At 74.5% G+C, this 17,601-nt stretch carries 14 protein-coding genes; 6 read left to right on the forward strand and 8 right to left on the reverse strand.

The window, feature by feature from the left end:
• Positions 1–130: 130 nt before the first annotated feature.
• The 5 genes from AB0412_RS24010 (at position 131) to AB0412_RS24030 (ending at position 6,411) form a co-directional block, all read left to right on the forward strand.
• A complete protein-coding gene (locus AB0412_RS24010; protein WP_366404627.1) occupies positions 131–1,123 on the forward strand; it encodes an NAD-dependent epimerase/dehydratase family protein in 993 nt (330 codons plus the stop codon).
• Positions 1,124–1,135: 12 nt separating this feature from the next.
• Positions 1,136–2,800 carry a carbamoyltransferase C-terminal domain-containing protein gene (locus AB0412_RS24015; RefSeq protein ID WP_366404628.1) on the forward strand — a complete coding sequence of 555 codons (1,665 nt, stop codon included), beginning with the start codon at positions 1,136–1,138 and terminating at the stop codon, positions 2,798–2,800.
• A complete protein-coding gene (locus AB0412_RS24020; RefSeq protein WP_366404629.1) occupies positions 2,797–3,861 on the forward strand; it encodes a glycosyltransferase in 1,065 nt (354 codons plus the stop codon). The genes AB0412_RS24015 and AB0412_RS24020 overlap by 4 nt, the downstream gene beginning before the upstream one ends.
• Positions 3,862–4,045: 184 nt before the next feature.
• Positions 4,046–5,137 (forward strand): glycosyltransferase family 9 protein, encoded by a 1,092-nt coding sequence (locus tag AB0412_RS24025; RefSeq protein ID WP_366404630.1) that lies wholly within the window; start codon positions 4,046–4,048, stop codon positions 5,135–5,137.
• Complete coding sequence (locus tag AB0412_RS24030; RefSeq protein WP_366404631.1) at positions 5,134–6,411, forward strand: glycosyltransferase; 1,278 nt, start codon at positions 5,134–5,136, stop codon at positions 6,409–6,411. Before AB0412_RS24025 ends, AB0412_RS24030 begins: the two co-directional genes overlap by 4 nt.
• A gap of 62 nt (positions 6,412–6,473) precedes the next feature.
• Here the strand turns inward: AB0412_RS24030 and AB0412_RS24035 are convergent, their stop codons facing one another.
• Positions 6,474–7,829 carry an MFS transporter gene (locus tag AB0412_RS24035; RefSeq protein WP_366404632.1) on the reverse strand — a complete coding sequence of 452 codons (1,356 nt, stop codon included), beginning with the start codon at positions 7,827–7,829 and terminating at the stop codon, positions 6,474–6,476.
• Positions 7,830–8,182: 353 nt separating this feature from the next.
• Between AB0412_RS24035 and AB0412_RS24040 the strand changes: the two genes are divergently transcribed.
• Entirely contained in the window at positions 8,183–9,223 is a 1,041-nt protein-coding gene (locus AB0412_RS24040) for an NAD-dependent epimerase/dehydratase family protein (RefSeq protein WP_366404633.1), read from the forward strand.
• A 129-nt stretch (positions 9,224–9,352) separates the two neighbouring features.
• Here AB0412_RS24040 and AB0412_RS24045 read toward each other — a convergent pair whose 3' ends face one another.
• From AB0412_RS24045 to AB0412_RS24075, 7 genes are all read right to left on the reverse strand, one after another.
• Positions 9,353–9,916, reverse strand: coding sequence for a hemerythrin domain-containing protein (locus AB0412_RS24045; RefSeq protein ID WP_366404634.1), 564 nt, complete (start codon positions 9,914–9,916; stop codon positions 9,353–9,355).
• Positions 9,917–10,029: 113 nt separating this feature from the next.
• Positions 10,030–10,563, reverse strand: coding sequence for a DoxX family protein (locus AB0412_RS24050; RefSeq protein ID WP_366404635.1), 534 nt, complete (start codon positions 10,561–10,563; stop codon positions 10,030–10,032).
• A 94-nt stretch (positions 10,564–10,657) separates the two neighbouring features.
• Positions 10,658–10,981 (reverse strand): hypothetical protein, encoded by a 324-nt coding sequence (locus tag AB0412_RS24055; RefSeq protein ID WP_366404636.1) that lies wholly within the window; start codon positions 10,979–10,981, stop codon positions 10,658–10,660.
• A gap of 120 nt (positions 10,982–11,101) precedes the next feature.
• Positions 11,102–12,760 carry a catalase gene (locus tag AB0412_RS24060; protein ID WP_366404637.1) on the reverse strand — a complete coding sequence of 553 codons (1,659 nt, stop codon included), beginning with the start codon at positions 12,758–12,760 and terminating at the stop codon, positions 11,102–11,104.
• A 191-nt stretch (positions 12,761–12,951) separates the two neighbouring features.
• Complete coding sequence (locus AB0412_RS24065) at positions 12,952–13,740, reverse strand: alpha/beta fold hydrolase (protein WP_366404638.1); 789 nt, start codon at positions 13,738–13,740, stop codon at positions 12,952–12,954.
• A gap of 54 nt (positions 13,741–13,794) precedes the next feature.
• Positions 13,795–14,934 (reverse strand): alpha/beta fold hydrolase, encoded by a 1,140-nt coding sequence (locus AB0412_RS24070; RefSeq protein WP_366404639.1) that lies wholly within the window; start codon positions 14,932–14,934, stop codon positions 13,795–13,797.
• A complete protein-coding gene (locus AB0412_RS24075) occupies positions 14,931–17,594 on the reverse strand; it encodes a thioester reductase domain-containing protein (protein WP_366404640.1) in 2,664 nt (887 codons plus the stop codon). Before AB0412_RS24075 ends, AB0412_RS24070 begins: the two co-directional genes overlap by 4 nt.
• Positions 17,595–17,601: the final 7 nt, after the last annotated feature.

Raw genomic sequence — 17,601 nt, forward strand, 5'->3', positions numbered from 1 at the left:
ACTCTGCGTCATTCACCGGTTTGCCGTACACGGCCGTGCCCGTCCCGGCGAGGCGGCTCACGCTGATCGAGGGCCCGGTGTCGGGGGCGGCCGGGCCGGTCGGTGACGTCTGAGCCGGAGGGCGAGCGATATGAGCAGTGCCGTCTCACGCAGCTGGGAGCACGTCGTCGTCACCGGTGGTGCCGGATTCGTCGGCTCTCACCTGTGTGCCGCCCTCCTGGACTCCGGTGCCCGCGTCACCTGTGTCGACGACTTCTGCACCGGGCGGCCGGAGAACATCGCCCCGCTGCTCGACCGGCCCGGCTTCCTGCTGGTGCAGGCGAACGTGGCCGAGGAGCTTCCCGTGCGGCGACCGCCCGACCTGGTGCTGCACTTCGCCTCGCCGGCGTCCCCGGCCGACTACCTGCGGCTGCCGCTGCACACCATGGAGACCGGCAGCCTCGGCACCCGCAACGCCCTGGAGCTGGCGCGGACCTCGGGAGCCCGCTTCGTGCTGGCGTCGACCTCCGAGGTCTACGGCGATCCGCAGCAGAACCCGCAGGACGAGCGCTACTGGGGCCATGTCAATCCGGTGGGGCCCCGCAGCGTGTACGACGAGGCCAAACGCTTCGGCGAGGCGCTGACCACCGCCCACGCCGAGACCCACGGCACCGACACCTGCATCGTGCGGCTGTTCAACACCTACGGCCCGCGGATGCGCGGCCACGACGGCCGCGCGGTGCCCACGTTCGTGCGGCAGGCGCTCGCCGGTGAGCCGCTCACCGTGACCGGTGACGGGCGCCAGACGCGGTCGCTGTGCTACGTCGACGACACCGTGGCGGGCGTCCTCGCGGCGGCCGCGCACGGCATGCGCGGGCCGGTCAACATCGGCAACCCGGGTGAGATCACCATGCTGGACCTGGCCCGCCTGGTCGTCGACCTCACCGGGTCCGGCTCGGAGATCCGCTTCATCGAACGCCCCGTCGACGACCCGGCCGTGCGCTGCCCCGACATCACGCTCGCCCGCGACAAGCTCGGCTGGGAACCGCGGGTGAGCGCCGATGAGGGGCTGCGCCGCACGATCGCCTGGTTCCGCGCCGAAGCCGACGGTGAAGCGGGTCCGCAAGCGGACCCCGGAAGCTGAAAGGCCCTGCCCATGCGCATCCTCGGGATCAACGCGCTCTTCCACGACCCCGCCGCCGCCCTGGTGATCGACGGGCGGACCGTCGCCGCCGCCGAGGAGGAACGGTTCTCCCGGCGCAAGCACGGCAAGCGTCCGCTGCCGTTCTCCGCCTGGGAGCTGCCCGAGAAGGCCGCCGCCTGGTGCCTGAAGCGGGCCGGGCTGCGCCCGCAGGACCTCGACGCGGTCACCTACTCCTTCGACCCGGCGCTCGCCCGCCCCGCCGACGCGATGGGCCTGGACGACCCGTGGGACCACCTGCGCCTCACCTACGCCCGCGAGGCCCCCGGCTTCCTGCGCACCGCGCTGCCGGGCCTGGACCCCGGCATCGTCCGTTTCGTGCCGCACCACATGGCGCACGCCGCCTCGGGCGCCTTCGCGGCACCCGACGCCGGGAACTCCTCGGTGCTCGTCCTGGACGGCCGCGGTGAGCGCGCCTCCCACCTCGCGGCCCGCCGCAGGTCCGGCCGGCTCGAAGCGCTGCACGCGCAGGAGCTGCCGCACTCGCTCGGCCTGGTCTACGAGGAGCTCACCGCACACCTCGGCTTCCTGCGGTCCTCCGACGAGTTCAAGGTGATGGCGCTGGCCTCCCACGGCACCCCGCGCATGCTGAACGAGCTGCGCCGGTACGTGTGTCCGACGGGTGACGGCGGCTTCCGCGCCACCGGGGTCCCCTGGGCCGAGCTGTGCCCGCCGCGCGGTCCGGACGAGCCGTGGACGCAGGCGCACGCCGATGTCGCCGCCAGCGCGCAGGCCGTGCTGGAGGAGACCCTGCTCGACCTGGTGCGCTGGCTGCACGGCCGGACCCACGACAGCCTCCTCACCCTCGCCGGTGGTGTGGCCCTGAACTGCGTCGCCAACTCCCGTATCGCCCGCGAGGGTCCCTTCTCCCGGGTGTGGGTGCAGCCCGCCGCCGGTGACGCCGGCACCGCGCTCGGCGGAGCCCTGCTGCTGGCCGCCGGCGCCGGGGACGAGCCCGCGCCGATGACCGGCGCCGACCTGGGCCGGGACTGGTCCGACGCCGAGCTCGCGGCCTGGCTGAAGACCGCGGGCGTGCCCTTCGAGCGGCCGCCGGACATCGCGGCGACCGTGGCGCGGGCCCTCGCGGACAACGGCATCGTCGCCTGGTTCCAGGGCCGCAGCGAGTACGGCCCGCGGGCGCTGGGACACCGCTCGCTGCTCGCCCATCCCGGGCACGCGGGCAATCTGGAACGGCTGAACGACGTCAAGGGGCGCGAGCAGTTCCGGCCGGTCGCGCCGATGGTCCTCGCGGACCGCGCCGCGGACATCTTCGACGGGCCGCTGCCCAGCCCGTACATGCTGTTCGTGCACGACGTGGCCGCCGAGTGGCGGGAGCGCGTCCCCGCCGTGGTGCACGTGGACGGCACCGCCCGCATCCAGACCGTCGACCCGGACCGGGAGCCGCTGGTGGCGCGGATGCTCACCGAGTTCGAACGGCTGACCGGGCTGCCCGTGGTGGTCAACACCAGCCTCAACACGGCCGGCCGGCCCATGGTGGACGATCCGCGCGACGCCCTGGAGTGCTTCGGCTCCTCCCCCGTCGACCTGCTGGCCATCGGCCCGTACGCGGTCCGGCGCGGCAGGTTCTTCGCCTCGGACGACGGCGAGGACCTGCGATGACCGCGCCGAGGGTGCCGAGCGGGGAGTACGCGGTGGTGGTGCCGACGCTGGGCCGGCCCAGCCTGGGGGCGTGCCTGGGCGCGCTGGCCGAGGCGGAGGGGCCCCGCCCGGTGCGGGTCGTGGTCGTCGACGACCGCCCCGACCCCGACGTGCCGCTCACCGCGGCCGTGCCGCCGTCGCTGCGCTCGCGCACCGTCGTCGTGCCCGGCGGGGGACGCGGGCCGGCCGCCGCGCGCAACGCCGGGCTGCGCGCGGCCGGCGACGTGCCGTGGATCGCCTTCCTCGACGACGACGTCGTCCCCGGCCCCACCTGGGCCGACGACCTCGCGCTCGATCTGGCCGGGGCCAGTGTCGCCACGGCCGGGATCAGCGCGCGCATCGAGGTGCCGCTGCCGCGGGACCGCCCGCCCACCGACTGGGAGCGCGGCACCGCGGCCCTCGCCGACGCCCGGTGGATCACCGCCGACATGGTGTACCGGCGGCGCGCGCTGGAGGCCGTGGGCGGCTTCGACGAACGGTTCCGGCGGGCGTTCCGGGAGGACGCGGATCTGGCGCTGCGGCTGCTGGACGCGGGCTGGACCCTGGCCGAGGGCCGCCGCACCACCACGCATCCGGTGCGCCCGGCAGGCCCCTGGGTCTCGGTGCGGACGCAGGCGGGCAACGCCGACGACGTGCTGATGACCCGGCTGCACGGCCGCGACTGGTGGCGGCGCGCCGGGGCGCCGCGGGGCCGGCTGCCGCTGCATCTCGCGGTGACAGCGGCGGGGCTGGCGGCCGTCGCCGGTGCCGTGTCGGGGCGGCGGCGGGCCGCGGTCGTCTGCGCCGCGGGATGGCTGGCGGGCACCGCCGAGTTCGCCCTGGCCCGCATCCTGCCGGGGCCGCGCACCCGGGACGAGATCCTGACCATGGTGCTCACCAGCACCCTGATCCCGCCCACGGCCACCTGGCACTGGCTGCGCGGACAGCTCGTCCACCGCGCCGCCCCGCCGCACGACCGGCGCCGCTCCCGGGCGGCATCCCGCGAGCCGCACCCGGCGATCAGTGAACGGCTCGGCTCATGAACCACCCCACCGCCCCCGGCCTGCTGCCCGAGGCCACCTCCCCCGTACCGCACCGGCCGGGCGCCCCGCCCGCCCGGGGAGCGCCCGGCTCGACCGGCCCACGGCTCCTCCGGCCGGCGTCCCGCCTCGCCGGACCGTGCGGTCGGCGGGCGGGCGCACGGGGGACGTCGGTGGGAGCGATGCGGTGACCGGGCGGACTCGGCGCCGGTCGCCGCGCACGCTCGTCGTGCGTCTGGACAGTGCGGGGGACGTCCTGCTGGCGGGTCCGGCCGTGCGCGCCGTGGCCGCGGGGTCGGCGTACACCGCGCTGCTGTGCGGGCCACAGGGTGCGGCGGCCGCGCGGATGCTGCCCGGCGCGGACGACGTGCTGGTCTACGACGCGCCCTGGGTGGGGCTGGAGCCGGCGCCGGTCGCCCGCCCGGCCACCCGGGAGCTGATGCGGGCCCTGACGGCGGGCCGGTTCGACCGGGCGCTGGTGCTGGTGTCGTACCACCAGAGCCCGCTCCCGGCGGCGTTGCTGCTGAAGCTGGCCGGGGTCGGGTGGATCGCCGCCGACTGCGACGACTATCCCGGCGCCCTGCTGGACCTCCGGCACCGGCGACGGCCCGGCCGGCACGAGGTCCTGGCCGCTCTGGACCTGGCCCGCGCCGCGGGCTTCGCGCTGCCGCCCGGGGACGACGGGCGGCTGCGGGTCGCTCCCCCGCCCGGGACGGCCCGACTCACCGGTACCGAGCCGTATGTCGTGGTGCACCCGGGAGCCGCCGTCCCGGCCCGGGCCTGGAGCGCCGGGCGGGCCGCGCGGGCCGTGGCGGCGCTGTCCGCCGAGGGCTACCGGGTGGTGGTGACCGGGGGCCGCACGGAACGGGAACTGACCGCGCGGGTCGCGGGACGGCACGGCCTGGACCTGGGCGGTGCCACGGATCTGCGGCAGCTGGCCGGGGTGCTGGCGCGGGCCCGGGTGGTGGTCACCGGCAACACCGGACCGGCCCATCTCGCCGCGGCGGTCGGCACCCCGGTGGTGAGCCTGTTCGCGCCGGTGGTGCCGGCCGAGCGGTGGGCCCCGTACGCCGTACCGCACGTGCTGCTCGGCGACCAGCGTGCGCCCTGCGCGGGCACCCGGGCCCGGCAGTGTCCGGTGCCGGGACACCCGTGTCTCGACGGGATCGACGACGCCGATGTGCTCGCCGCCGTGGCCCGGCTGTTGGGATCCGCGGGCGGGCCGTGGGAGCGGGAGCAGGGCCGGGGGGAGCCGACGGACCGCGGAGCGGCCGTATGAACACGGCCCCGGGGGTGCACACGGCACCCGGCGTGCTGTCCGTCGCGCTGGTCTCGGAGCACGCCAGTCCGCTCGCGGCGCTCGGCGGGGTGGACGCCGGCGGGCAGAACGTGCACGTCGCCGCGCTGGCCGGGGCGCTCGCCGATCGCGGTCACCGGGTCACCGTGCACACCCGCCGGGACGCCCCGGACCTGCCCGACCGGGTGCGCCTGCGCGAGGGCGTCGAGGTGCACCACGTGCCCGCGGGCCCGGCGGAACCCGTCCCCAAGGACGCGCTGCTGCCGTACATGGCGGAGTTCGGGCGCCGGCTGGCCCGGGAGTGGCGGGCGCGCCCGCCCGACGTGGCGCACGCGCACTTCTGGATGTCGGGCCTCGCCGCCCTGCCCGCGGCCCGCGAGCTGGGGCGGCCGCTGGTGCACACGTATCACGCGCTGGGCGCGGTGAAGCGGCGGCACCAGGGGCTCGCGGACACCAGTCCGCCCGAGCGGATCGGCTGCGAGATCGAGCTCGGCCTGGGCTGCGACCGGATCATCGCCACCTGCCGGGACGAGGTCGCCGAACTGACCCGGATGGGCGTGCCGGCCCACCGGATCGACGTCGTGCCGTGCGGGGTGGACACCGACCGGTTCACGCCGGTGGGCCCGGTGGCGCCGCGCGGCCCGCACCGTCATCGGCTGCTGCACCTGGGCCGGCTGGTGCCGCGCAAGGGCGCCGCTGTGTCGGTGGCCGCGCTGGCACGGCTGCCCGGCACCGAGTTGCTCGTCGTCGGCGGGCCGCCGGCGGACCGGCTGGACGACGACCCGGAGGTACGGCGACTGCGGGGTGTCGCGCGGGACGCGGGGGTCGCCGACCGGGTCCGGTTCACCGGCGGGGTGAGCGGCGCCCTGGTGCCGCTGTTGCTGCGCTCGGCCGACGTGGTGCTGTGTCCGGCCGACTACGAGCCCTTCGGCATCGTCCCGCTGGAGGCGATGGCGTGCGGCCGGCCGGTGGTGGCGAGCGCGGTCGGCGGTCAGCTGGACACGGTGGCCGACCCGGGGACCGGCCGGCTGGTGCCGCCCCGCGACCCGGCGGCGCTGGCCCGTGCCGTGGCCGGCCTGCTCGCGGATCCCGCGGCCCGCGAGGCGTGCGGGAGGGCCGGGCGCCGCCGGGTCCTCGACCGTTACGGCTGGCCGCGCATCGCCGCAGCCACCGAGGCGGTCTACCGCGAGGTCCTCGACACCCGCCCCGTCCCGACCGGCGCGGGCCGGCCGCCGGCCTGGTGGACGCAGGGCTGACCGGAGACGTCCGACGGCGTCCGGCGAGAGCACGCCGGGAGGGGCGCTGTCCGCCGCAGGCGTCAGGCGGCGGTGCTCAGGGCGGTGCGGTCCGAGACGTCGCCCTCCTCCGTGCGTACCAGCACGGGGGTCGCCGTGCGGCGGGAGCTCAGGAGGTGGCCGGCCGTGAGGGAGCCGGCGATGATCAGACCGCCGGTGACGAGGGCGCCGCGGGGGCCGGCCAGTTCCATCAGGAGGCCGAGAGCGGGGGGTCCGCCCAGGCTCCACACCGTGCCGATGCTGCCCCACACGCCCAGCACGCGTCCGCGCAGATGGGCGGGCGGGTCGGTCTGCAACACAGCGGTCCCGGCGGTGTCGGAGACGGACTCGACGACGGCCATCGGCAGCACGAGCACCAGCAGGACGGCCAGCGAGGGCGACAGCCCCGCCACCACCTGAAGCAGCGCGCCCGTCGCCGCGAGGGCGCCCACGACCCGCACGGACGGCTTGCGCAGCCGGGCGCCGAGGACGGCACCGAGGATGCCGCCGACGGCGAGCACCGTGGACACCGTGCCGAACGCCCCGGCGCCGCCCGCGAGCGGCCCGGTGACGAGGACGGCGAGGGTGAGCCCGTAGTTGCGGCCGAAGACCGCGCTGATCCCGGTGATCCCGGCGAGCGCGAGCAGGCGGGGCCGACGGGCGAAGAAGGCCAGCCCCTCGCGCACGGTCATGTCCGGCTCCCCGCGCCCGCGCCCGCGCTCGCCCGCGACCCGGCGGGCCGCGCCGCGCACCGGCCGCAGGAAGGGGATGACGGCGGTCACGAAGAGGAAGGACAGCCCGTTGGCGAAGTACGCGGCGGACGTGCCGAGGAAGCCGACGGTCACGCCCGCCATGGCGGCGCCCGCGAGCCGGCCCGCGTTGTGCACCAGCGCACCCACGCCGATGGCGGAGGGCACGTCCTCGGCGGGCACGAGGTCGTTGCCGAGCAGGGCGCAGGCCGGGTTGTCGACGGTGGCGACCATGCCGGTCACGGCGGCCAGCACCATCAGGGAGGTCATGTCGAGCCGGTCCGTGGCCACCAGGACGGCCGTGGTGAAGGCGATCGCGCCGAGCAGCGCCTGGCTGACCGCGGCGGTGAGCTTCCGCGGCCACCGGTCGACCATCGCGCCGCCCAGCATGCTCATCAGCAGGGCGGGGGCGGCCTGCACGGACATGGACAGACCGGTGGCGGCGGCGGACCCGGTGATCTGCAGGACCAGCAGGTTCTGCACCGTGAGCTGCATCCACGTGCCGGCGTTCGACACGAAGTTGGCGACGGACCACCAGCGCATGCTGCGGTACCGCAGGGACCGCCAGGGCGAGCGGGACGGGGCCTCGGCGGGGCCGGAAGCGGATTCCGGCGCGGGGGCGGGCAGGGCGGAGGTGGGTGAGGAAGTCACAGTGCGCTACTCGAAGACGAGTCCGGGGACTCAGGCGAAGGGGACTCGGGGAGCGGAACGCCGGCTGCGCTGCGCGGCGGCTCCCGTCGCCGGGAAACGGCGCGGACCATCGTGGCAGAAGGGAGGCCCGAGTCCTTTCCGGTGGCGGCTCCGGCGGACGGCCCCGACGCTTCAACTACGCCGTGGAAGACGGGGACTTGGCGCAGTGAGTGGGGTTGATCACAGACGCCGCGCGCCCGCGCCCGGTGACCGGCCGCGCACAGGGCGTCAGCGCATGAAGTCGGTGCGTCAGGGGCACTCGGGGCGCCGGCTCTCTCGCGTCGGACCAGTGAGAAGGGCGTTCCAAGATGCCGATGACGACATTCCCCGACGGCACGCTCTCCCCGGCTCCGTGGCGGCGCGCCCTGGTGACCGGCGGGGCGGGCTTCCTAGGCTCCCATGTGTGCGAGCGGCTGCTCGCTTCAGGAGTCGACGTCGACTGTCTGGACAATCTCTCCACCGGCCACGCCGACAACATCGGCCGGCTCACCGGTCGGCCCGGCTTCCGGTTCCTGGAGTACGACCTCGCCGATCCGGCCTGCCCGAACGCGCTCGCCGGGCCCTACGACCTGGTCCTGCACCTCGCCGGCCCGGCCTCGCCGACGGACGGGCTGGAGCGGCCCGTGGAGGTCCTCGACGCGGCCGGCCGGGGCACCCGCAACGCGCTCGCCGTGGCGGACAGGCACGGGGCCCGCTTCCTGCTCGCCTCCGCGCCCGCGGACGACGGCGACTCACCGCTCGCCGCGCCCCCGCCCGCGCCGGGCGACGCGGCGGATCCGCTGGCCCCGCGCACCGCGTACGTCGAGGCCCAGCGGTTCTCCGAGGCTCTCGTGGCCGCCCACGCGGGGGCCCGGGGCAGCAACGCGGGCATCGTGCGGCTGTTCGCCGTGCACGGCCCCCGGATGCGGACGGACGACGGCCGGATGATCCCGGTCTTCGTCCGGCAGGCGCTCGCGGGTGAGCCGGTCGCGGTCACCGGTGACGGCAGCCGCCCGTGCTCGCTGTGCTACGTCGACGACGCGGTCGACGGGATGCTGCTGGTGGCCGCGGGGCGGTCGGTGCGGCCGGTCGACCTGGGGTCGGACGAGGAGACGACCGACGGGGAGGTGGCCCGGCGGGTGATCGAGCTGACGGGCTCCCGGTCGCCGCTGGTGTACGTCGCCCCACCGGCCGCACCGGCCGCCCCCTGTGACGAGCGGCCGCGGCCTGCCACGGGGTTCGCGCACGAGCTGTTCGGCTGGTCGCCGAGGGTGCCCTGGGAGGAGGGCCTGGAACGCACGGTGGCCGCCCTCACGGGAGGGTCCGGCCGGACCCCGGCGGTGGTCACCGGACACGACGACGAGTGGCCGCCCTGACCCCGGAGGGACGGGCCGGGCAAAAAGGCGGGCCCGGAAGGAGCAGGCCCGGTGAGGACACGTGGGAGGGCCCGTCGCGTCGCGGCGACGGGCCCTCCCACCTGGCGTCCCGGAGTGTCCGTGACCGTGTCACTCGAGCTTGCCGCGCCCGCTCAGCGCGTCGCGCAGCCGGTCCACCATGCCGACGCCCGGTGCCAGCAGCTTGTTCGCCGGGGGCTTGTCCGGCGCGGCGGGGTGCGGCCGGGTCGGTGCCGTCTTCTTCGCCTGCCGCACCTTGTCCCCGAGCTGGTCGAGCTGCTCGGGCGGGCAGGAGGCGCGCAGCCTGGGGAAGAGGTTGCCCTCCTCGTCCGCGATGTGGGACCGGATCTCGCTCATCAGCATGCCGACGAGCCGGTCGAACTCCGGGTCACCGGCGTCGCAGCCCTCTAGGTCCTTCATGATCCGCTCGGCCTCGGCGTGGTCCTCGAGCTCCTTGTCGGCCAGGGTGTCCCCGCCGGGCACGTGCTCCCGCACCGCCGGGTAGAGGTAGGCCTCCTCGGCCACGGAGTGGCGGACGAGTTCGATGGTGGCCTGGTCGGCGTACGTCTTGCGGTCCTTGTGGCCCGGGGGCAGTTCCTCGATCTTGGTGAAGAGTTCCTCGACCTCCCGGTGATCGGTCACCAGTTCGTCGATGACGTTTCCTCCGTGTCCCATCTCTTCCTCCTCCGGTTCGTGGTGGCACACCGTGCCGGGTCCCTCGGGTCCCCCCGGCCGTCGGGGGCTAACGCCTCCCGCGCGGCCCGGGTACGGTGCGTGACGGTTCTCGGTCAGCGGGGCAGCTTGCCGCGGACGCGGCCGGCCGCGGCGGCGGGCCTGGCGCCGGCGCGGACGGAGCGCCGTACCAGGCGGGCGTCGCGGCGCACGCCGCGGGCGGTGTGCCGGCCGCGCCACAGCAGCGAGGGGGCGGCGCCGGTGTCGTCGGCGGCGATCAGCAGCCCGCCGAGCATGGAGAGGTTCTTCAGGAAGTGGACGCGCTGCTGACTGCGTGCGTCGGGGTCCTCCTCCTCCCAGAAGCGGTGTCCCGCCAGCGTGGTGGGGACGAGCGTGGCGGCGACGGCGAGCGCGGCCGGGCGGGGCATGCGTCCGGTGGCCAGCATCAGTCCGGCGACGACCTGGACGGCGCCGTTGAGCCGTACGACCTGCTCGGTGCGGTCGGGCAGCGCCTGGACGCGTTCGGTGACGGGCTGGACGACGGGGTCGGCGACCGGGGTGACGTCCTGCGGGCGGCGGGCGGATTCCAGGCCGCCCGCGATGAACATCGACGCGAGCATCGGGCGGCCGAGGACGCGCAACACACTCATGGCCTTCTCCTGGGATGTCGGGGTGGGGGGGGGTGCGGGTTCCCTCGCGCACGGCGGCCATGCGGCGCCGCGGGTGACGCGGGAGGGGCCGACGTCACCAGAACCGGGTCGTCAGTGCGGGCTGGTGGACGGCCTCCACGGCGTCGCGCAGACGCAGGGCGATGCCGATGGTGGCGCGCAGGGCGGAGGGGCGTGCGGTCTGGGCGGTCTCGGTGGCCAGGACCAGCAGGCAGCCGGCGGCCTGTTCCACCACGGAGACCGGCAGCGTGTAGTCGTTGTCGGCGGCGGCCCGGAACGCCTTCAGCGGGATCCCGGCACCGTCGACGGTCCGCTGCGCGGCCTGCTCCAGGTGCTCGACGGCCTGTTCGCACAGGGAGGCGGGCAGGGTGAGGGTGCGCTGGAACGGTGAACTCGTCATGACCCAGTGCTCCCCCGGCCCGGCCCGGGACGATCGGCGGGTGACGGGAATTCACCGTCCCGCGTGAGCGGTTGACGGCGAATGTCCCGCCCCCGTCGAAGGTCCCACGGGGTCGTTCGTTCAGCGGGTCACGACGTGGCGTTCGTCGGGGACGCAGTGGGTCATGGTGAGGCCCTCCACGTCGCGCGGCGGGTTGTCGCCGAGGTGGGACAGCCGCTTGCGGTCCTCGTCGGTGAGGTCCTGGCTCGCCAGGGGTTCCAGCGTGGCGACGTCCTCGGGCGTGATGCCGAGTCCTTCGCCGACCCGGCGGCCGAGGTCGTTCTCGACCAGCAGGAAGTGCCAGACCATGCGCTCCTGCACCGCACGGTCGCACTGGGAGATCAGCGTGACGAAGTTGTGCACCAGGTCGTCGCGCTCCCAGTCCTCCATGAGCAGATAGCGCTGGCCGGCCTGCTGGTAGTCGTTGGTGCGGGGGATGCGCCGGCGGGTGAGTCGGCCCCGGATCTCCGGGCCCTGCTCGTCGTGCGTCGGGTACTGGGCCTCGCGCAGCCCGCCGGTGATCGACGGCTCGTAGTTGACGTGCGGGTTCTCCCCGTGGCCGTCCTGGTGGTAGGTCATGAGGCCGTCGCGCTGGTTGGTGCGCACGTCGGCGTTCTTGGCCTGGTTGACCGGGAGCTGGAGGTAGTTCGGGCCGACCCGGTGGCGCTGGGTGTCGCTGTAGGAGAAGGTGCGGCCGACGAGCATCTTGTCGTCGGAGAAGTCCAGGCCGTCGACGAGGACGCCGGTGCCGAAGGAGATCTGCTCGTTCTCGGCGAAGAAGTTGTCCGGCATCCGGTTCAGCACCATGCGGCCCACCGGCTTGGGCGGGAAGTCCTGCTCGGGCCAGGTCTTGGTGTCGTCCAGCGGGTCGAAGTCCAGCTCCGGGTGCTCGTGGTCGTCCATCATCTGGACGAGCAGTTCCCACTCGGGGTGGTCGCCGCGCCCCACCGCCTCGTAGAGGTCCTTGGTGGCGTGTCCGAGCCCCTCGGCCTGGACGTTGGCCGCGTCCTCCTCGGTCATGCTGCGCACGCCCTGCTTGGGCATCCAGTGGTACTTGACCAGCTTGGTCTCGCCCTCGGCGTTGACCCACTTGTAGGTGTTGACGCCGAAGCCCTGCATATGGCGGTAGTCCGCCGGGATGCCGCGCGGGCTGAACAGGTTGACCAGCATGTGCATCGACTCGGGCGTCTGCGACATGAAGTCGAAGATGCGCCGAGGCTGCTGCTCGAAGGTGACCGGGTCGGGCTTGAGGGCGTGGATGACGTCCGGGAACTTGATCGCGTCCCGGATGAAGAAGACGCCCAGGTTGTTGCCGACGAGGTCCCAGTTCCCGTCCTCGGTGTAGAACTTCACCGCGAATCCGCGCGGGTCGCGGGCGGCCTCGGAGGAGTCGCGTCCGCCGATGACCGTGGAGAAGCGGACGGCCAGGTCGGTGCGCTTGCCCGGCTCCTGGAAGAGCTTGGCGCGGGTGTAGCGGGAGATCGGCTCGTCGCCCCACTTCCCGTACGCCTCGAAGTAGCCGTACGCGGTGACGCCACGGGCGTGCACCACCCGCTCGGGGATGCGTTCCCGGTCGAAGTGGCTGATCTTCTCCAGGAACTGGTAGTTCTCCAGCGTGGCCGGGCCGCGGGCGCCGACGGTGCGCTGGTTCTGGTTGTCGTAGACCGGATGGCCCTGGCGGTTGGTGAGTACCTTGCGGTCGTCGCCCGGAGCGGGGCCCCGGCTCGATACGTCCGTCATGTTCGTGGGCTCCTTCGGCTGCTCTCGGCTGCGGCGGGCCCGGGCACGGTGCGCCCGGCCGGCCGCTGGTGGCGGACGGCCCGGGTACCCGGCACCGCGAGGTCACTCACGCCTCGGCTCTCCCGCCGCGGCGCACGTGGGCCATGCTGCCGCGCCGCGCGGGGTGCGGCGACTCGAAGGCGCCCGGTGGCTCAGGGCCGGGAGGGCGGCCCGGACAGGAACCAGTCGAGGGCGGCGGTCAGCTCCTTCGGCTTCTCCACGGGCAGTTCGTGGCCCGCGTCGATGATGCGGATCACCGCGTCCGGGTAGCCCTTGGCCATGCGCAGCATCTGGTGCACCGGGAGCTGGATGTCGTGGTAGCCGTGCACCATCAGGGTGGGGACGCGGATCTCGCCGACCCGGTCCAGGACGTCGAAGGCCCGCATGGCGTCGTACAGCGTCATCACGACCTCGCGGGGTGTGGCCGCGGAGGCGCGGATGTACTCCTTGATCTCGTGGCGGGGGTGGCCGGGGGCGAAGGCGCGCTGGATGTTGGCGGCGACGAACAGCTTGAACGGCACGCGGGTGGAGGCGGCCATCAGCAGTCCGCGTCCCCGGCTGTAGGCCATTCGGCTGATGGAGTTCACGAGGACCATGCGCTCGACCCGCTCGGGGTGGGTGAGGGCGATGGTCTGGGCGATCATGCCGCCCATGGAGTGGCCGACCGGGACGAACCGGTCGACCTCCAGGTGGTCGAGGAGGGCCATGACGTCTCCGGCGAGGTCCGCGATCGCGCGGGCCCCGATGCCGGTGCTGTCGCCGTGTCCGCGCAGGTCGAGGCGGATCACCCGGCGCCCGGCGGCGAAGTGCTCCATCTGGTGGTCCCAGCGGTGCCGGTTGGCCGTCCACCCGTGGATGAACACCAGGGGCACGCCCTCGGCGTCGCGCGGGCCCTCGTCGTCGTAGGTGAGTTCCGCGCCGTCGACAGCGAACTGCGGCATGGGGCGTCGCCTCCTGGTGTGCCGTTGGGTTACTGATCGGTAGGGTAGCGGCCGTCAGCGGCGTTCACCGAGGAAGTCCAGGATGTGGCCGTACACGTCGAGCGCGGCGCCCCGGCCGAGGAACGTGTCGAGATGGCCGTAGCCCGGGATCTCGGTGTAGCGCACGTCGAGCTGCGGCTGTCTGCGGGCGAGCACCTCGTGACAGAGCTTCTGCGAGTCGAGCCACAGCCCGTTCTCGCTGCCGGCCAGCAGCAGCACGGGGGTGTCGATGCGGGCGGCGGCGTCGAGGGCGTTGGGCGGCAGGGCGCGGTAGCGGTGGTCGGTGTCGTGCCAGCGCACGACCGTGCGGGCCAGTTCGATGCGCCGCAGGTGGGGCAGGATCCACAGCGGCGCGGGGCCGAGGAGGTCGGCCAGCCGGTCGTGGGTGGCCTCGGTGAGGTGCTCGTGCACGAACAGCGAAGCGCCGGTCCCCCAGGCCGAGTTGTGCAGGATCTGGCAGGTCGGGTCGGGGCAGTCGGCCTTGCGGGAGGCGAGGGCGAACAGCGGGGTGTACTTCGACCACAGGCCGACCTTGCGGAAGTCGACGGGGATGTGGTCGATGCGGGACTTCAGCAGTTCCCCCGCGAGCGACATGCGCAGGGAGGTACGGCCGGCCAGCTTGGGTGTGAGGAACACGCCCTGGGAGACCACGCCCGCGAGTCCCGGCACCAGTCCGGCGGTCATGCTCAGCGACAGGGTGAGCGAGCCGATGCAGTGGGCGACCACGAACAGCGGGCGGTCGCCGACGCGTTCGCGGATGTGGGCGACGGCGGCGGGGATGTCGTACAGGGCGACGTCGTCGTAGGTGTAGCGTCCGCCGGTCTCGTTGTAGGGCAGCCGGCAGCTGCCGCGCCAGTCGAGCAGCCAGGGCTCGTAGCCGTCGTCGAGGAGGACGTCGACGAGGTTGCGGGTCTCCGGCAGCAGGAACATGTCGGCGGAGGCGGTGTGCCCGTGCAGCAGCAGGACGGCGGGACGGCCGCGGTCGCCGCTGTCGACACGCGTGAGTCCGAGGCGTGTGCCGTCGGCGGCGCGCAGCGGGATCTCCTCGACGGCGGCCGGGTCGAGGCGGTGCCGGAGGGGGCGCAGCGCGGGGGCGGTCCTGACCCGGCGGAGGGCGGGCCGTGCGGTGGTCCTGGTCCTGGGCCGGAAGATCATCGGTTGCGCTCCGTGAGGGTGGTGGTGCGGCGCAGGTCGAGCAGGTCGGCGGCGGCGCGGGCGAAGGGGCCGAGCAGTCCGCGGCCCATCTCCAGGCCGAACCAGGCGAGCCAGGTCAGCTTGGCGGCCCGCTTCTCCTGACCGGTCAGGCGCGGGTCGACCTCGATGCCGTCGATCTGGTCGCGGACGTAGGAGTCGGCGGGGACGACGACCTCGCCGGCCAGCGTCGCCGGCGCGCCCTCGGGGCCGATCTCGACGGTCAGGGCGCGGGTCTGCCGCCACAGGTCGCGGCGGGCCCGGGCGTGCTTGCGGCCCTCCAGCCACCAGCGTCCGCCGTCGGCGTCCCGCAGCTCCAGGCGGTAGCGGAGCAGTTGGTGCTTCATCCCGTGCCGCTGCGGGATGCCCTCCTCGGGGCGGACCCACAGGTCGCCGCGCTCCACCGTCAGCGCCTCGGCGTGCAGCGCGGGGCAGGTCACCGTGCCGCGGACGTCGACGCGGCGCTCGCTCACCAGCTGGTGCATGCTCGCGATGGAGAGGGTGAGGGCCATGGAGCAGGGGCTGTCGGCGGGGGCGCCGGCCGGTCCGACGGCGCCCTCGGTGGTCTCGGAGAACCACAGGTAGGGCTGGTCGTCCTTGGACGGGAGGCGGCCGAGACCGTCCTCGGCGAGCTTCTCGAACGTCTTCAACTGGGCGCGGGCGTCGTAGCGTTCGGCGGGCGGCAGGCCCAGCGCCTCGACGAGGGCGGCGGTGCGCTCCATCTCCGCGGCCGGCCCCTTGAGCGTGGCCTCGCACAGCTTCAGCGCGGTGGGGCTCTGCAACACGCGGGTCAGGAAAGCGAGTTCGGGGACCGGCTCGGCCTCCAGCCTGGCCAGGGTGTCGGTGCGCCACTCGTCCCAGTCCTGCACGCGCACATGCATCCCGCCGAACGCCATGTCCCGTACGACGTCGTCCAGGGTGTTGGGGACGCCGGTGAGGTTGTAGTCGAAGCCCCAGGCGTCGGGTTCGCAGACGACGGCCGCGGCGACGCGGCTCACCCAGTCGACGGGGGCGGCGTTCAGGTAGCGGAAGGCGGGAACGGTGCGGAAGCGGCCGAAGGCCGAGATCAGGCCGCTGCTGAGGTCCTGCGGGTTGTAGGCACCGGTCTTGGTGTGGCCCCCGATGCCGCCGGGGCGCAGCGCGGTGACGATCAGGCCGTGGTCGCGGGCGCGGCGCAGGGCCACTTCGGCGGCCCACTTGGTCTGGTCGTAGCCGGCGATCAGGCGGTCGACGTGCGCGAGCGGGTCGTCCTCACCCATGGAGGCGATGCCGACCTCGTTGAACACGGCGACGGACGAGATGTGGTGCAGCGGCTTGGGGCGTCCCGTCGCGGCGAGCTCGGCGAGGGTCAGGGCGCCGAGGACGTTGCTGTGCCGCAGCGACTGGTAGCCGCGCAGGAAGTCCACGGCGGCGGCGACGCCGACGACGCTGTCCAGCTCCCGCGTGAGCCTCGTCCACGTCTCGTCGGAGAGGCCGAGGCGGGGGCGGCGCATGTCGCCGGGGAGGACGGTGATGCGCCGGCGGACCTCCGACGACCAGGGCAGCCGGTAGCTCGTGAGCGCCTCGCCGAGCCGGGCGAGCGCCGCGGCCTCGTCGGCGGCGCGGACCAGGCAGTACACGTGCGCGTCGCTGTGCCGGAGCAGGTCGAGCAGCATGTGCCCGCCGAGGAAGCCGGTGGCACCGGTGAGCAGGATCCGGCGGGGCGGCAGGGGCTCGGGGTTCGCGGTGAAGGGGAGCCGGTCGGCCAGGGCCAGGTCGGCGAGGATCTGCTCGAGGTCGTCGGGGCGGGCGGTGGAGTGGGGGCCGGCCGACTCAGGGCCGGACGAGGCGGGCAGGACGAGCGCGGGGCGTGTGGCCGGAACCGGCGAGACGGTCGCAGGCGGTTCGGCTGCGGGCGGTGCGGTCGCCGGCCGTGCGGTCGACGGCGGTAGGGGCGACGGCGGTATGGGCGACGGTCGTACGGCCTCGGGTGGTGTGCCGCTGTGCAGACACCGGCGGGCGAGGCTGCTCGGACGGGCGTCGGCGAACACCTCGTCCAGATCGAGCACGATCCCGAGCTCGTCCTCCAGCGCGGCGGCGAGTTCGACGGCGTTGACGGAGGTACCGCCGGCGTCGAAGAAGTCGGCGTCCACGGCGAGCTGCCCGCCGGGCACGAAACGTCCGGCGATGGCGGCGATGGTCGTGGCCAAACCAGTGTCGGTGGTGTGCTCTCCCGAGTTCGTTCCCGAGTTCGTTCCCGGGTTGGGCCCGGGGTCCGGCGCGACGTCGGCAGGTCCGGCGGATGCGGCGGGGAGACCGTCAGGCTCTCCGGCGTCGCGCGCCCGAGAGTCCCCGGCACCGTCCTCCCCGGCCGGACGCACGTGCGGGTCACCGCCGGACTCCGCGGCCGGGCGCCCGAGCCCCTCGGCGCTCTCGGGCGCCGTCGCGGCAGCGGCCGCAGCAGGGGTGTCCGCGTCCCGGTCCGAGGCCGTGGCCGCGGCAGGCGCCCCGTCGGTGGCCTCGGCCTCGGCCGGCGGCCGTGTCTGCTCGGCCACCTTGGCCAGCAGTTCGCTGATCCCGAGCGTCCCGCCGCCCCGTTCGATGGACTCGGCTTCCGCCACCGTGTCCTGGTTCACCTCACGCATGGGAGCC

It is taken from the genome of Streptomyces sp. NPDC052012 (genome assembly GCF_040689265.1).
In the GTDB taxonomy this organism is placed as follows: Bacteria; Actinomycetota; Actinomycetes; order Streptomycetales; family Streptomycetaceae; genus Streptomyces.

Coding starts and splice junctions, on each gene's coding strand:
- AB0412_RS24010 (WP_366404627.1), top strand. CDS start 131: ATGAGCAGTGCCGTCTCACGCAGCTGGGAGCACGTCGTCGTCACCGGT.
- AB0412_RS24015 (WP_366404628.1), top strand. CDS start 1,136: ATGCGCATCCTCGGGATCAACGCGCTCTTCCACGACCCCGCCGCCGCC.
- AB0412_RS24020 (WP_366404629.1), top strand. CDS start 2,797: ATGACCGCGCCGAGGGTGCCGAGCGGGGAGTACGCGGTGGTGGTGCCG.
- AB0412_RS24030 (WP_366404631.1), top strand. CDS start 5,134: ATGAACACGGCCCCGGGGGTGCACACGGCACCCGGCGTGCTGTCCGTC.
- AB0412_RS24040 (WP_366404633.1), top strand. CDS start 8,183: ATGACGACATTCCCCGACGGCACGCTCTCCCCGGCTCCGTGGCGGCGC.
- AB0412_RS24045 (WP_366404634.1), bottom strand. CDS start 9,916: ATGGGACACGGAGGAAACGTCATCGACGAACTGGTGACCGATCACCGG.
- AB0412_RS24050 (WP_366404635.1), bottom strand. CDS start 10,563: ATGAGTGTGTTGCGCGTCCTCGGCCGCCCGATGCTCGCGTCGATGTTC.
- AB0412_RS24055 (WP_366404636.1), bottom strand. CDS start 10,981: ATGACGAGTTCACCGTTCCAGCGCACCCTCACCCTGCCCGCCTCCCTG.
- AB0412_RS24060 (WP_366404637.1), bottom strand. CDS start 12,760: ATGACGGACGTATCGAGCCGGGGCCCCGCTCCGGGCGACGACCGCAAG.
- AB0412_RS24065 (WP_366404638.1), bottom strand. CDS start 13,740: ATGCCGCAGTTCGCTGTCGACGGCGCGGAACTCACCTACGACGACGAG.
- AB0412_RS24070 (WP_366404639.1), bottom strand. CDS start 14,934: ATGATCTTCCGGCCCAGGACCAGGACCACCGCACGGCCCGCCCTCCGC.
- AB0412_RS24075 (WP_366404640.1), bottom strand. CDS start 17,594: ATGCGTGAGGTGAACCAGGACACGGTGGCGGAAGCCGAGTCCATCGAA.